Source organism: Shewanella surugensis (assembly GCF_023284005.1).
GTDB classification, from domain to species: Bacteria; Pseudomonadota; Gammaproteobacteria; order Enterobacterales; family Shewanellaceae; genus Shewanella; species Shewanella surugensis.
The window spans coordinates 1-15,370 of sequence record NZ_JAKIKS010000131.1; the positions used below are offsets into that span (position 1 = coordinate 1).

Sequence of the window (15,370 nt, forward strand, 5' to 3'; positions counted from 1 at the left end):
ATATTGGTTTTTCATTTGAGAGCCTTGGCCGATTTTGTGAGAGATTGAAGCTTATAGGCAGCTAACCCTCTTTTCTATACCAAAGTGTGTCGGTTATTATGGCAATCTAAGCATTACTGCATTAACATAGTCTTTATTACGACTGTTTCGCTCTTCTATTGGGGTGTCTGTTTCTTGATTAATCGCGGGGACAATTTTTTCGACAAGACTTTGCAAATGCTCATCTTTAATATTATCGACCGCCGCCCCGATTGCGCCGCATTGTGTATGCCCCATAACCACAATGAGTTTGGCACCGGCAAATTGACTCGCGTATTCCATACCCGCAATCACATCATCATTGACCACAGTGCCAGCGATGCGAGACACAAAGATATCGCCGATGCTTAAATCAAAGATAAGCTCTACAGGGACTCTTGAATCAATACAAGTGAGCACGATAGCTAAAGGATGCTGACTAGCGGCAGTTGCTTTTAATTGCTGCGGATGATCTCTATGGATCTGCTGATTTTTTAAAAAGCGTTGGTTGCCTTCCTTTAATATCGATAATATTTGTGCAAATGAGAGTTTTTGTTGGGAGTCTATACCTGTAACCCGAATGATACTGTCTTCTACTAAATCTGCGTAAGGTGGGGTGAAGCCTTCAAAATTAACGGTAATATTTTTTATTGGAGCCATTTTATCTTTAAATTCTTTTAAAAGGCCCACGACATCGTGATCAATATAATCTGAACCACAAGCATCGATGAGTAAATGGGCACCCTTAGGGAAATCATCTAACGTTTTTGTGAGCATTTTTTTATGTAAAAAAGTGACCGATTGAGGCAATAGAATACGAGTGATGATGCCATCAGGATAATGCTCTTCTACTTGGGTGATATGGCAGCGAGAATGACGATAAAGAATAACTAGACTACTCGCGATCAAACCAATAATAATCCCTGTTAATAGACTCCAAATGAGAATACCGAAAAGTGTTAATATAAAAGGGATAAAGTACAGCCCGCCATTTTGATACATGGCTTTAAACACCGCAAAACGGCACAGTTTATAACCGGTGAAGATCAAAATCATGGCGAGTGCCGCTAAGGGGATATCTCTTAACCAGCTGGTGATAAATAATAAAGAAAGCAGCAGTAACAGTCCGTGAAAAATAGCTGAGAGTTTAGATTTTGCGCCCATAGTGATATTGGCTGAACTGCGTACGATCACCGATGTAATGGGTAAGCCACCTAATAACCCTGAAAGACTATTGCCAATACCTTGAGCAACAAGCTCTCTATTACGTGACGCTTTTTTTTGTTTGTTCACTTAATTGCTCTGCGGCTTCGAGGTTTAATAAGGTTTCTAACGAGGCGATGGCCATGATCATTAGGGCATAGATATATGGCCCACAGGCTAAAATCGGGAAATTGTAACTGGCTGACTAAGTCTTGCATACTGTTAATTTTAGGCACGCGGACTAATAACTGTTCGTCTAAATAAAGAGTAGGAATAAAACGGCTAAAGCCCCAATTGATGAGTGTGGTGACGATGACGGCGATGAAAGCGCCAGGGACAAACTTAACAAACTTAGCGGGGATTTTTGACCAAATAATCAATAAAATCAGGGTGACCACTGAAATAATGATCGCGCCGAAATGGATATGCTTAATAAGGTAGAGTAAAGGCGTGAGATCCAGAACCATTCCCTGATAGGCATCGAGCATGTTTCCCCAAGGATTGGCGCTGCCGTCATAGCCAAAGGCTAAAGGGATCTGTTTGATAATAATGATCATCCCAATTGCAGTAATTAACCCTTGGATAACATTTGAAGGCATGAAACTAGCCAATACCCCCGCTTTACATAAGCCCATTATTATCTGTAATATGCCTGCAAACAGTAATGCTAACAAGAACGCTTGGAAACTGCCCAACTGATTTATTGCTGTGATGACTAAGGTGATCATACCAGCAGCTGGACCACTGACACTGACGGAGGAACCACTGATAATACCGACCACGACTCCCCCAATGACGGCGGTTAAGATGCCTGAAAATAAAGGGACACCAGAGGCGAGTGCAATGCCAAGGCTCAATGGAAGAGCAATAAGGCAAACAACAATAGAGACAAAAAAGTCATTTTTAATGATATTAAACATGATATCCAAGCTATTGAAGAGCAAGATTACTGAAAGTGTAGGATAAATAGATTTATTCGGTACGGGAATAAAAAAGCAATAGTGCTCCATTGAAGCGGGGCGCTATTGCTGCATGGGTTTTGTTAGGTTAAAGCTCGCTTGGCGTTAAGCCATTGACTTGCCATTGGCCTTCAGCGGCTTGGTCGCTGTAGTCGAGCCAAACTTGAGCATGACTTTTTGCTTCTTTTACGGCTTTCAATTTTTCATTATCAAAGCCATTCGTCGGCACATTAAAATGAATATTGGTCCCTAATGCTTGACATGCTTGCTCGCCACCGTCCCATGTTCCAGTATTATCAGTCACCTGCCAAAGTTTATTTTGCTCATCATAGCAAGCATAAGCATAATCATTGCCGCAAAATTGGTCATCCCAACGACCATTTGCCCATTGTAATGCACAATGCTGGCTATCACCGACATTATTGGGTTCATTGGTATCCCAGCTCCAAATACCTGCGGCAAGGCGATTATCGCTGACGACCATGTCATCAAGATTGACAATGTTGGCGCCTTGTTGGAAATAATCTTTCACATCGGTATCGGTAATATAATCGTCACTGCCACCAGTGAAAATATTACCAATAGAGCGAGCGGTGGTGCGGTCTTCCCAAATACGGCCGACATTCCCTAGGCCAGTGAACGCCATGTTTTCCCAATCGGATTGACTGCTGCAGCCCCCATCGCCCCAAAGAATGACTTTCTTGCCTGCAGCAATGACATCGGCTTTGGTTAAACTATCAGCAATAGACTGGCAACCTTGGCTTTGATAAATCCATTCTCCGAAGCGATCATTAATTTGGTTGAAAGCATCAGTGTGATGTCCTTCCATATGATCTTCAATATATAAAATAACCACTTGGTCTTCACTAGCATCACTATTGAGCCAATTTTTTATTTCATTGAGTCCTTCAGTAAAGTACTTATCGTTGAGGCTGCAAAAACCATGACATAGGAGTAAGCGTTTGGGATAAGAAAATAAGCTCTCCATTTTGGCGGTCCAATGTACGTCGAGTTCAATAAAGCGTGCCCCCATTAATAGCTGTTCTTGTAATGTGTGTTTTTGTTGAGGATCGAGATAACGACAACCGACAGAGAAGTTACAACTGCGATACTTTTCTGAATTATAGCTATTATGCGTGCCTAATATGTTGTTATCAATAATGGGGGAGTAAATATCAAGCAAGCGTTGTGAGGCCAGTGCTTGACCTTCCCAAGCATTGTTAAAGTCAGAAATACTGTCTGCAGTTGCATTGAAGCTAAGTTGACAACAAGCCAAGGTTGCGGCTGACATAAAAGTGAAAAATGAAGATTTCATTGAATCGATCCTTTATTGTATTAACTGCTATTGATGGGCGAGAAACTAAATGCTTTAGCGGGGTGCTATAACATTTAGGTGTGGATATAATCATTCAGTCCATATGAGTAATTTAGTCATGATGCATAAAGCTACATTAACGAAACTTTAAATGTAAGTGTTAAGTTTGTTGAATGTTATTAATGTTTGTTTTTTGTTTGTATCTAACATGTGGCCGGGATAAATATCGAATAGTGTCAATTGATATCAACCAATATGAAGAGGTTTAAATGAACTTATTGAGTAAAAACTTTTACTTACTGTGCTTAATATTATTATTTCCTTTACCAGTATTAGCCAATGGTGATGTAGCGAGTATTTTTAATACCATTAACTTACGATTAACCTATATGCAAGATGTGGCGTTATATAAAGCCCAGCATCATTTGGCCATTGAAGATGTCGCGCGTGAAAAAAAGGTGTTAGCCAGTGCGACTCGAGCGGCCAGCCAATTAGGCTTACCCACCAATAAAGTGGATGCTTTTTTCAAGGCGCAAATAGCGGTGGCTAAAGCCATACAATATCGTTACCGCGCGCAGTGGTTAGCGAGTGCTGTTTCAGGTAATGCTCCGCGAGATTTACAAACTCAAGTCAGGCCTGCACTCATTAAGCTGGGTGAGCAATTAAATAAAGAACTCGCGGATTATGTTATGCAAGGTGGACGCTTTGTGCCCACTCAATACAAGGCTTTTAGTGACGCTATCAAGGTCAAATATGTCACGGTTCCCGATAAAAACCTGCTGTTTAATGCGCTGATGCAGATCACCGATCCATAGAATGAAGATGAGTCTTTTCTGAAGTGTAATAGCGGTATTAGGGGATGAATGTGAGTCCGTTAGTGTGGGTATATTGAAGTCGCGTATAAGGAATTGATTTAAGAGTATGGGTTAAGCTTATTGATTAAAGCTATTGATAAAAAGGGCATAAACGAGATCGCTTGTGCTCTTTTTATCTTTTTCTTTTTGAAGCCTGACTTCTTTAGTGCCACCGACATGCTAGCGTTCGCGCTTAAAGCTGTGTTCCCGCTTTCATGTTACGGGTAAATTCGCCCAGTTTGGCCAGCAATTGTCTCTCATCCTCTTTATAAGCATTGATGATTTTCACCACCGCGGAGCCTGATATTGCCCCCGCAGCCCCTGCGCTGATGGCGGCATGCACTTGCGAGGGCTCAGCAATGCCAAACCCCAGTAGTGGCGGTGGCGCATAAAATTGATTCAATTTTTGTAAAATGTCACCGATTGGCATGCCTGCTCTAGACTCTGTTCCCGTGACGCCAGCTCGAGACAGCAAATAAGTATAGCCTTCGCCTTTGGCACTGACATTTTTCAGTGTGTCATCATCGGCATTAGGCGGCGCGATAAAAATAGGCGCGACATCATGGGCTTTTGCCGCTTCAATGAAGGGAGCCGCTTCTTCCACCGGCACATCGGCAATAAGGACTGAATCCACGCCTGCAGCGTGTGCTTTGGCATAAAAAGCATCGATGCCATTGGCAAACACAAGGTTGGCATACAGGAGTAATCCTATCGGAATAGTGGGATGCTTAGCGCGAATTGTCGTCAGCATGTCAAAGCATTGGCTAGGTGTGGTGCCCGCGGCTAAGGCGCGTAAATTCGCGGCTTGGATCACCGGACCGTCGGCTAAGGGATCCGAGAAAGGAAAGCCTAACTCTAAAGCATCGGCGCCATTCTCAACTAAGGTATCGATGATTTTTAGTGACAGTTGAGGGTTGGGATCGCCTAACGTGACAAACGGCACAAAAGCGCCTTGTTGTTTTACTTTTAATGCGGCAAAGGCAGTGTGATAACGGTTACTCATGGGTATTCTCCTTTGCTTTTTCAGCTAATATATCAGACACCGTGAAGATATCTTTATCGCCACGGCCCGATAAGTTCACCACGAGCAGGGTCTCTTTGGTGGCGGCCTTGGCCAGTTTGAGGGCATAAGCGATCGCGTGCGCCGATTCTAATGCCGGGATAATCCCTTCACAGCGAGCGAGTGTTTGAAAGGCCTCGAGGGCTTCATCATCGGTGGCAGACTCGTATGTCGCGCGGCCTGTTTTAGCAAGATGGGCATGTTGTGGACCGACGGAGGGAAAGTCGAGTCCGGCTGAAATAGAATAAGACTCTTCAATTTGGCCTTCAGCGTCCTGCATTAAGGGTGCCTTCATGCCAAAGAATATCCCGGTTTTGCCATGTTTTAACGGTGCGCCGTGCATGGGGGTATCAATACCTTTACCCGCAGGCTCTACGCCGATTAAGGCGACCTCTTTTTCATCGATAAAGTCGGCAAACATGCCGATGGCATTAGAGCCGCCGCCCACACAGGCGATAACGGCATCGGGGAGTTTACCCTCTCTGTCGAGAATTTGTTGTTTCGTTTCAGCGCCGATCATGCGTTGAAATTCTCTTACTATGGTCGGGAATGGGTGTGGACCCGCTGCAGTGCCTAATAAGTAGTGTGCCTTATCGTAACTGGCAGACCACTCACGCATGGCTTCATTACAGGCATCTTTTAAGGTGGCAGAACCTGAGGTCACAGGGATGACTTCTGCGCCCATTAACTTCATTCTAAATACATTGGGGGATTGGCGTTCAATATCTTTGGCGCCCATGTATATTTTACATTTCAAATCGAGTAAGGCGCAGGCCAGTGCGGTGGCGACCCCATGTTGACCTGCACCTGTTTCAGCAATAATCTCTTTTTTACCCATGCGTTTAGCGAGCAGTGCTTGACCCAGTACTTGATTGGTTTTATGCGCACCACCGTGCAGTAAGTCTTCGCGCTTAAGATAGATTTTAGCCAGCGGATTGGGGCTTAAATTGCGGGTTAATGTGAGGGCAGTCGGGCGACCTGCATAATTTTTTAACAGATCATTAAACTCACTCTGAAAGCTTTCATCGGCTTGTGCATCGATAAAGGCCGTTTCGAGCTGGTTAAGTGCGGGGACTAAAATTTGTGGTACGTACATACCGCCGTACTCCCCAAAATAGGGGTTTAACTTGCTCATACCTTGTTCCTTATCGCATTGATCTGGATGATGAAAAAATAGGGTTCCATATTCAGTGTTTCTACTCTGTATTCATATTGTGTATTTAAGTGTTGTTTAGACGTCATGATTAATATTGGCGCAAGGTGTTAAAGGCTTTGGTCACTTTTTCATAATCCTTAATACCAGGCGCTTGCTCTACGCCGGAGTTAAAGTCTAATCCATAGAAGCCCTGAGTTGCTGCTTTTTGGGCATTGTCTGGAGTCAGTCCGCCGGCAAGCATGGCCTCTTCTTTATGCCGATGGGCTTGTTGCCAATCGAAGGTTTGTCCGGTCGCCCCAAATTGTCCTTGGGCTTGACTGTCAAATAAAATGCGATCGGCATTTTCTGGGATATTAAGTGTCTCTGTGGCGCTAGTGGCCGACACCGGGACCGCTTTCCAGACTTGAGTGTCAAGCTTAAGAGACGCGAGTGCGGCTTTTACTTGAGTAATATTGTCTTCGGTTTCATTGCCGTGTAATTGCACGGCAAATAAATGCAGTTGCGCTGCAATAGTCGCAATGGTCTGAGCTGCTTCATTAACAAACACGCCCACAAATTGAAGCTTAGGATCGCTTGGGGTTAATTGCTGCATTAAGCGTGTTGCTTGTTCAAGTGTCAGTGCGCGAGGGGATTTTTTGGCGAAGATCAGCCCTCCATATACGGCCCCAGCCTTGGTGACGCTGCGGATATCTTCAATTCGAGTGAGCCCGCAAACTTTATTGTGCCCAAGAGTGAGCATGCGGCAAGCCAAATCAATGTCATCTTGGCTCATTACCGAACTGCCCACTAAAAAGCCATTGACTAACGGTGATAGACGTTTGACTTGTGCGTGGGTATAAATACCGGATTCGCTGATCACCACGCGATCATCGGGGATCAGGGGCGCTAAGGCTTCAGTGACGGCTAAATCGGTGGATAAGTCTCGAAGATTACGATTGTTGATGCCAATAATAGGGGCATTAAGCTTGATAGCCCGCTCAAGTTCGGCTTCGTTACTGACTTCGGTTAACACATCTAATTGATAACGTGCCGCTTCAGTGGCAAGACGGGCGTATTGCATATCGTCAAGCACTGACAGCATGAGTAAAATGGCATCGGCGCCTTGATGGGCTGCCAACTTGATTTGGTAAGGATCGACAAAAAAATCTTTACACAACACGGGTTGAGTCACCCGAGCACGCACGATTGGAATAAAGTCCATATTGCCTTGGAAAAATTGCTCATCAGTCAACACTGAAATGCCCGCAGCGTAGCGGGTATACACATCGCTGATGGCTTCAAGGTTAAAGTCATCACGAATGAGTCCTTTTGAGGGACTGGCTTTTTTACATTCCAGAATGAAGCCGGCATTGGGTACTTTTAGGGCTTGATATAAACTTCTATTGGATAATTGTGGTGATAGTGTGTCTTCAGGAAAACGTTGTTTCAACGCGGCAATGTGAGCGGCTTTGGTATCGACTATTTTGGTTAATACATTACTCATGGTTACGCTTCCTGTTGACTGGCTGTGGCAAGTTTGGTTAATAACGCAAAAGGACGGCCACTTTTGATGGTGTCCAAGGCCAGTTTTGTCCCCGCTTTTGGCGATTCGGCCAGCCCTGCTACATATAAGGCACAACCTGCATTAATGGCGACCGCATGGGTATGGGCTGTTTTCCCTTGGCCTTGTAAAATGTTTTGGGTGTAAACCGCATTTTCGCTTGGGCAGCCGCCTTTAATATCGCTTAAATTGGCCAATGGCAGTCCCACATCCGTGGGGGTTAAATGATACTCTCGAATATGGCCATCAACCAGTTCATTGACTAAGGTCTCACCATGAATGGCCACTTCATCTAAGCCACTACCGTGTACAACCATGGCGCGTTTAATGCCAAGGGCATTGAGGACTTGAGCGATGGGCGCCACTAATGCGGGGCTGTAAACCCCGAGCAGCATAAAATCGGGCGCTGCTGGATTAATTAATGGCCCTAGCACATTAAATAAGGTGCGGGTTTTGAGTGCTTTTCTGACGGGCATGGCGTGCTTGAAACCGCCATGATAGTGAGGCGCAAATAGGAAGCATAATCTTAACGTGTTTAAACAGTGGCAGGCGGTTTCAGGCGACATGGTCAAATTAATGCCAAATTGGCTGAGTAAATCTGAGGAGCCCGTTTGACTCGTTGCACTGCGATTACCGTGTTTTGCGACATTAGCGCCCGCCGCGGCGGCAACAAAGGCAGACATGGTTGAGATATTAATGGTGTCGTGCCCATCGCCTCCAGTGCCCACAATATCAAGAATACCTTTTGCTCTGATGTGTTCATTGGGCACAGGAAAAGTCTTAGCCACGGCGCGAAGGGCATCGGCGGCGCCGGTGATTTGGTCGATGGTTTCACCGTGAATTTTGATGGCAATGAGCATAGCCGCCATTGCGGTTTCACTCATTTGTCCTTGCATGATGTCAGTAAACAGTAAACGGGTTTCATCACGACTTAACGAATGGCCTTGATAAAGTCGTTCGAGTAACGCTTGTTGGGCATCGCCTTTATTCATGAAGAGGCCTCTTTATTATGAGTCGATACTGTCATTGTGTCATCAGAAACGGTGTTCTTCGTGACTGGATTGTCACCGGCAGGGCTCTTGGCAGAAACACTGAGATAATCTAACGTTTGGGTGAGTAATTGACTGCCTAGCGTGGTGAGAATGGATTCTGGGTGAAATTGAAATCCAACGGCGCGATAGGCTTTATGTAATATGGCCATCGGCATATTATCGGTCGTGGCAATTACATCTAAGCAATCAGGTACTCTCGTTGCCACTAAGCTATGGTAGCGGGCAACTGGAAGCGGCGAAGGCAAGCCTGCAAACATGGCTTCACCCTGATGGAGGGTGGGGCTGGCTTTACCGTGAACGACTTCGTTAGCGCGCTCGATTTTACCGCCGAAATGTTCAATTAGGGCTTGATGACCTAAGCAGATCCCCAGCATAGGGACCTGACCTTCAAGTAATGCAATCAGTTGCATCATACAGCCTGCTTCATGGGGCGCACCGGGACCTGGCGATAATACCAGTACACTTTGTTTGTCATTGAGTAGCTTATCGGCGATGAAATTTGGATCGATATCGTTACGATAAATGATCACCTCATTGCCTAGGCTGCGAAATTGATCCACCAAGTTATAGGTAAATGAGTCAAAATTATCGAGTAAATAAATTTTCATTGTCCTGCTCCCATTTTAATGGCAGAGATCACTGCTTGGGCTTTTTGGCGGGTTTCATCGGCTTCGGCTTGAGGATCGGAGTCAAAGACCACGCCAGCCCCCGCTTGAATATGCGCAACACCCTCTTTAACGAAGGCGGAGCGGATCACAATACAAGTATCCATATCCCCTAAGGCATTTAAATAGCCAACGGCGCCACCATAACTGCCACGCCGACTTTGCTCCACATTGCGAATAAGCTGAGCGGCGCTGACTTTTGGGGCGCCGGTTAGGGTGCCCATGTTCATGCAAGCTTGATAGGCATGTAGCGCATCTAAATCTTGGCGTAATTGTCCGGTCACGCGGCTGACAAGGTGCATGACGTGAGAGTAGCGATCGACTTTTAATAACTCTGGCACTTTACGAGTGCCGCTTTGACTGATGCGGGCAATATCATTGCGGGCTAAATCAACCAGCATGATGTGCTCAGACAACTCTTTTTTATCGAGTCTGAGCTCTAGCTCTATGCGGCTGTCGAGATCAAAATCAATGTCACCTGTTGGTGTCTTACCGCGTTTACGTGTGCCTGCTATGGGGTAAATTTCCACTTGATTGGTGTGTGCTTCGTATTTCAGCGCACTTTCTGGAGAGGCGCCAAATAAAGTGAAATCGGGCCCTTTTAAGTAAAACATATACGGACTGGGGTTGGTGAGCCTTAATGCCCGATAAGCCCCTAAGGTATTAGGACAAGGTAGGCTAAAGGTGCGAGAGGGCACAACTTGAAAAATATCACCTGCGATGATGTGAGATTTAAGGTTATTCACTTGAGCTTTAAAGTCTGCGTCAGTGACATTGACTTTAACCTCATCATGAATGGGTTGTAGCTCAGCAATTTTAGGCAAAGTCAGGCTTAACTGTTGTAATGCTTGTCTTCGTTTTGCCATTTGTTCAATGCTGGTAGGATCGACGTGTTGGTTATTAGGGGTAAACACATGAGTGATGAGATCGGCGGTTTGCTGTTGATGATCCACCAGTATTAAGGTTTCAGCCAAATAAAATAAATAATCCGGGCAAGTGTTGTCACTTTCAGGCACGTTGGGGAGTGGCTCAACACTGTCGATAAGGTCGTACGCTAATACGCCACCTAAGAATAATCGCTCAAATGCAGGTCCTTGTTCACTGTGCATATGACTCACTAACGCTCGCAGGCCATCAAGAGGAGAGACAGATTTTAAGCGAGCATCTTCATCTTGCAGACGGGTTTCTTTTAACAAGGTAATGATGAGCTGCTTCTCTTGAAGACAGCTGCCTTTCGCTGTGCCTTGGACTTTAAAAAAATCCTCAATAGGCTGGAGTAACGTGGCGCCATTTTCGGTCAGGGCCGTAAAGGTCAAACGGTAGTGATCGCAGCGGATCATTAAGGCACTGTGGGTCAGTAGCATACTTTTAAGGTGTGCTTTACTGTCAATTTCAGCTGATTCTAACAACATAGTATGGGGGGCATTATGGGTTAGGTGCTGATAAAGCATCAGTGGATCATCATGATAAGTCATCTTATCACTATGGGTCATGACGTTTGCCAAGGGGGGGAGTGTCATCAATATCATCCTGCTAAATCAAAAATAAGAGTCAGTGTTTGCATTTCAATTCATTACTATTTACTTGCCACTTGTGTATCGGTATTTGGCGTATTGGCTTGACACATTGACCTTGGCTAAAAATGCAAAAAAGCCCGCAATGTGCGCGGGCTTTTTTGTTTGAATCTTGTCTCACTTTATGAGCACAGAGTTTCACACTACCCGCTAAGTTGGGAAGTGCCACCACCAAGAAATGTGTAGAGAAACGTTAAACTGTGTCATAGGGCTCGTTATCAATAAAGAGTGATTAAAAAGTGTCATTCATTGCGCTAATCAAAAAAAGTCAGCGCCAAGAGCCTCTATAAGAACATTTGACACCTTACTCTGTCAATTGAATCTTGCTTATTTTGGGGCTTCTTTTGATTTTTAGTGGCTGATATCGTTTTCAGCTTAAGATTAAAACGAATTGTTAGCTTTTCATTTACACTTTGACGTGTTTTATCATTTACTATTAATGGTGTTAATCTGTTATTTGTTGTTTTTTCAATTAATTGGGTGTAATTTTCTTGTTACACATTAACCTCGCGTTAATATAAGTTAATCGTTATGCTTAATGTCTGTGAGCAGTGGCCATGGGGTCACTTAACTTCGAGTTCGAGTTGTTCATTAATTGAGTCGTTTAATTGATTTGTTGGTGATAGCCGTATATTGGCGAACATTAACTGAGGAAGAGGTGTTTCATTTTTATGCATGCCAATGCTGGAAGTGAAGTGTGACACCCGCGAGTTGTAAAAGGAGCCCAATTAAATTCGCTCATCATGTATGACGTATTAATTGGGGTGAATGATGTTTAATCCAGAATCTGTTGTAACCCGTGCCATTGTCTCGAGTGTGATTTTTACGCTGGTATTAACCTTGTCTGTATCCGGGCGGGTGATGGCGGTAGCTAATCCTGTCGAGTCGCCGCAAAGTACTGATATGGTGAGTTCGATTCTCTCGCCCAGTGACTTGTTTGTGTCTCAAGCAGCGGGGGACAGTGTTTCATGGTCGAAAACAAAAGACTTACTTGCATTAACGGCCACGTCAACGACGCCGGTGTTGCCATTATTTCTGAACGCAGCTGTCACAGCAGAGGATGGTCAAATGGTGACCATCTTACAACTTTTGTTAATCGCTCCAAGTAATATGGCAGGCAATCGCTTGAACAATCTCCTTGGTATCAATTCTCTGTTGATATTCATCGAGCTGATTTACAGCCCACCGATGTGATTGGACCCGTTACAGTGGGACTCGCATCGGGTGAGTTAGTGGTGAACTTTGCCAGTAGTGGTGTGTACAGCATGGCCGATACCATGCAATTGTAATTACTGTATTCCTCGGTCGATCATGGCAGCAGTCTTGTGTCTGAAGGTTGGCAAATTGATGGGTTATTGTCGTTAGGTTATGTGCAGGCTTTGATTGAAGATGTAGGCAGCGATCATAAGTATGAGTGTCAATAGTAAAATGGCATTTAGCCTGAAAAAGATAAGCTAAAAGTAATGACTTTCAGCTTATCTAATATCTAAATTTAAACGGAGCTATAAAATAACTTATGGCCCAATAAAGATCACTCTTTATGGATGACTATTGGCATCAACAGGTGAAGTATTAGCATTAAACTCGGCTAAGTTGCTAAAGCCATCGTTGTCGCTATCTAATAGCGCATCATCAGGGTTTTCATCACTGAGCCCGTTTTTCGCTTCAAACCAGTAAGGTAGTGAATCACTGTCTAAATCCAGCGGCGAGCCAAAACTTAAGGTTACTGGGATACTAAAGCTGCGAGTGCTGGGATCGGAAAAACTGGCATGATAAATCGACATTTTAGCCGTCACCTTACCGGGTTTGATGATGGCATTGGTCGGCAGGTTATATTGTTTACTGGCTGAGCATTTATAAGAAGCGAATTTTTGATTATATTGATTGTATAAGTCTAAGTCGCAATTCATACCACTGATACTGCCACTGATGTTGGGGATCACCACGGCACTGATTAAATCTTCATAATCACTACCTGGCGTGACTGTAAAAGATTGATCCACTCTTTGTTGCAATGCCACGCTGCCACTAAAAGTCCCCATATTATATTGATAATATTGTGGTGCAGATGTGCCTAAACTTAAGCGATAGTGCTTATTGGGATCTTGTGTGATGGCAAGGTTGGGTCGCACCCGCACATCGACGATTTGTCCTGTAGTCACATTTTGGTTATTAGCGGTGCCAGCCCCTGTGAGTAAGGGCTGCCAAACACCGTTGGTGTCTAAGGATTCAAAAATCCACTGGTTAGGGTTTTCAACATCATTAAGCATGAGATCAATATTGGTATTGCTGCTTGCTTGATAAACATAATAATCAAGATCATTCGCGCTTTCATGATTGCCTCGGACAAAATTTCGCATATCGGCCAAGTAAGTGCGGGTGGCATAAGTGTCATTGACTTCATATTGATCGATATTAGTGGTCACTTCCGCGCCAAAGTTAATCGTGGCATTAGTGGCACTGAGGGCTTGCATGTACCAATAATACTCCCCAGGTTCTGTGATCACTTTGATGACTTCATCGGTATTTGCTGCATTACTCGAGGTGCCAAGATTATAAATGGTGCCATCGATATCTTGGTAAACCGATAGGGTAAAGTCAGTTAGTGTGTCTTGATTGACTAGAATGGCTGTGGTTTTAGCCCGTTCAGCAATCGTGAAATGATAACAATAAGTTCCGCCTGTTTGAGTGCTATTTAAGGTATAAAGTACCCCAGTATTTAATGTCGTGCATAAAGGAGTGTAAGCTAACGGGCTGATTGTATTGTCTGATTGAAGGTTTTTTGTTTTAAAGATTGAGGCGGATATTTGTTCTGCAGGCAGTAATGCCTGCGGGACTGAGGTTAAATTGCTGGAGGGATTAACGTTGACAGGAAAAGAAGTTGTTGAGAGGCTTAAGTCAGTTTTATTTGAACGGCTGTCCATTAAGGGGTTAGCAGAGCTGGTAAATGAGGATAATAAGGCTATAAATAACAAAGATTTTTTATAATATAACATGACATTAATCTTCCTTTTTAATGATGTCGGCTATTTTATTACTTGAAACCAAGAGGTATTATTTTTTGTTTTCAAGCACAAAACACTCGGACCTATTATCTGCTTCATATGAAGGGGATAAACCTCAGATCACATGTCATCTTACTGAGGAAGTAACAATCAATCTATCCTCTTAACTGATTATTGTGCACTGAGTAACCTTTAGTGCAGTGTTTAGTGTTCTTACTCGTGCTGAATGTGATACCCCGCACTAAAACTGGACACTCAATTAAGCGACTTTTTGCTGTTCATAATTTAGTGGGCTTTGATACCCAATTGCACTATGCCTTCTTGTACGATTGTGATTAACTTCAATGTATTCGAAGACAGCATGACGCATCTCGTCACAAGTCATTATGGGCTCATATTGGATAGCTTCAACTTTGAGTGAATGGAAGAAAATCTCAGCAACAGCGTTGTCCCAACAGTTTCCTTTTCGGCTCATGCTCAAGCGTAAATGATGTTCTGCGGCTAAGTCTCGATAAGCATGAGAACAATACTGGCTCCCCCTATCACTATGAATCATTACACCTTTAGGCAAGCCTATGCGAAACAATGCCATTGTCAATGCATCCGTTACCCATTGCGCTTTCATGTGTGTATCCATAGATCAACCCACTACCGCTCGTGAATACAAATCTATCACTACCGCTAAATATAGCCAGCCTTCGCTGGTCCACAGGTACGTGATATCCTGCACCCACTTTTGATTAGGCGCGCTAGCATCAAAGTTTCGCGCTAACACATTATCAGCAATAGGTGACTGATGATCACTGTCAGTCGTCACCTTGAATTTTTTGGCTGCCTTTGGCCACCAAGTTTTGTCTACGCATGCTATCAGATATAGTCCTGATTGCAGCTGGAACTTGCTCTTCTATCAGCTCTCGTTGAATACGAATGGCACCATAACGCTCTTTACTGTCATCAAAAATTTGTTTT

Annotated in this window: 12 protein-coding genes, 1 pseudogene and 1 other annotated feature; of the genes and pseudogenes, 2 read left to right on the top strand and 11 right to left on the bottom strand. The window is 44.1% G+C overall.

What is annotated here, in order from left to right:
• Positions 1 to 96 precede the first annotated feature (96 nt).
• From L2764_RS28045 to L2764_RS22355, 3 genes are all read right to left on the bottom strand, one after another.
• Positions 97 to 1,311 (bottom strand): bifunctional SulP family inorganic anion transporter/carbonic anhydrase, encoded by a 1,215-nt coding sequence (locus L2764_RS28045; protein ID WP_248942543.1) that lies wholly within the window; start codon positions 1,309 to 1,311, stop codon positions 97 to 99.
• A complete protein-coding gene (locus L2764_RS22350; RefSeq protein ID WP_248942544.1) occupies positions 1,308 to 2,141 on the bottom strand; it encodes a SulP family inorganic anion transporter in 834 nt (277 codons plus the stop codon). Before L2764_RS22350 ends, L2764_RS28045 begins: the two co-directional genes overlap by 4 nt.
• A gap of 127 nt (positions 2,142 to 2,268) precedes the next feature.
• Positions 2,269 to 3,495 carry a phosphatidylinositol-specific phospholipase C domain-containing protein gene (locus tag L2764_RS22355; RefSeq protein ID WP_248942545.1) on the bottom strand — a complete coding sequence of 409 codons (1,227 nt, stop codon included), beginning with the start codon at positions 3,493 to 3,495 and terminating at the stop codon, positions 2,269 to 2,271.
• Positions 3,496 to 3,764: 269 nt separating this feature from the next.
• Between L2764_RS22355 and aroQ the strand changes: the two genes are divergently transcribed.
• Positions 3,765 to 4,310: a gamma subclass chorismate mutase AroQ gene (gene aroQ / locus L2764_RS22360; RefSeq protein WP_248942546.1), complete on the top strand. Its 546-nt coding sequence runs from the start codon at positions 3,765 to 3,767 to the stop codon at positions 4,308 to 4,310.
• 232 nt (positions 4,311 to 4,542) lie between these two features.
• Here the strand turns inward: aroQ and trpA are convergent, their stop codons facing one another.
• From trpA to L2764_RS22390, 6 genes are all read right to left on the bottom strand, one after another.
• The gene (gene trpA, locus L2764_RS22365; protein WP_248942547.1) at positions 4,543 to 5,352 is read right to left on the bottom strand and encodes a tryptophan synthase subunit alpha; all 810 of its coding nucleotides are present in this window, start codon (positions 5,350 to 5,352) and stop codon (positions 4,543 to 4,545) included.
• Positions 5,345 to 6,544 carry a tryptophan synthase subunit beta gene (gene trpB, locus L2764_RS22370; protein WP_248942548.1) on the bottom strand — a complete coding sequence of 400 codons (1,200 nt, stop codon included), beginning with the start codon at positions 6,542 to 6,544 and terminating at the stop codon, positions 5,345 to 5,347. The genes trpA and trpB overlap by 8 nt, the downstream gene beginning before the upstream one ends.
• Positions 6,545 to 6,653: 109 nt before the next feature.
• Positions 6,654 to 8,048: a bifunctional indole-3-glycerol-phosphate synthase TrpC/phosphoribosylanthranilate isomerase TrpF gene (gene trpCF / locus L2764_RS22375; protein ID WP_248942549.1), complete on the bottom strand. Its 1,395-nt coding sequence runs from the start codon at positions 8,046 to 8,048 to the stop codon at positions 6,654 to 6,656.
• 2 nt (positions 8,049 to 8,050) lie between these two features.
• The gene (trpD, locus tag L2764_RS22380; RefSeq protein WP_248942550.1) at positions 8,051 to 9,097 is read right to left on the bottom strand and encodes an anthranilate phosphoribosyltransferase; all 1,047 of its coding nucleotides are present in this window, start codon (positions 9,095 to 9,097) and stop codon (positions 8,051 to 8,053) included.
• Positions 9,094 to 9,765, bottom strand: coding sequence for an aminodeoxychorismate/anthranilate synthase component II (locus L2764_RS22385; protein ID WP_248942551.1), 672 nt, complete (start codon positions 9,763 to 9,765; stop codon positions 9,094 to 9,096). The genes trpD and L2764_RS22385 overlap by 4 nt, the downstream gene beginning before the upstream one ends.
• Complete coding sequence (locus L2764_RS22390) at positions 9,762 to 11,342, bottom strand: anthranilate synthase component 1 (protein ID WP_248942552.1); 1,581 nt, start codon at positions 11,340 to 11,342, stop codon at positions 9,762 to 9,764. The genes L2764_RS22385 and L2764_RS22390 overlap by 4 nt, the downstream gene beginning before the upstream one ends.
• A gap of 124 nt (positions 11,343 to 11,466) precedes the next feature.
• Positions 11,467 to 11,576, bottom strand: a sequence feature (Trp leader region).
• Between the two features lie 588 nt (positions 11,577 to 12,164).
• Here L2764_RS22390 and L2764_RS22395 point away from each other — a divergent pair.
• Positions 12,165 to 12,590, top strand: coding sequence for a hypothetical protein (locus L2764_RS22395; RefSeq protein ID WP_248942553.1), 426 nt, complete (start codon positions 12,165 to 12,167; stop codon positions 12,588 to 12,590).
• Between the two features lie 344 nt (positions 12,591 to 12,934).
• On the opposite strand, the gene L2764_RS22400 is transcribed toward L2764_RS22395, so the two are convergent.
• Complete coding sequence (locus L2764_RS22400) at positions 12,935 to 14,392, bottom strand: hypothetical protein (protein WP_248942554.1); 1,458 nt, start codon at positions 14,390 to 14,392, stop codon at positions 12,935 to 12,937.
• A gap of 268 nt (positions 14,393 to 14,660) precedes the next feature.
• A pseudogene (locus L2764_RS22405) lies at positions 14,661 to 15,370 on the bottom strand (IS3 family transposase); the annotation flags it as partial.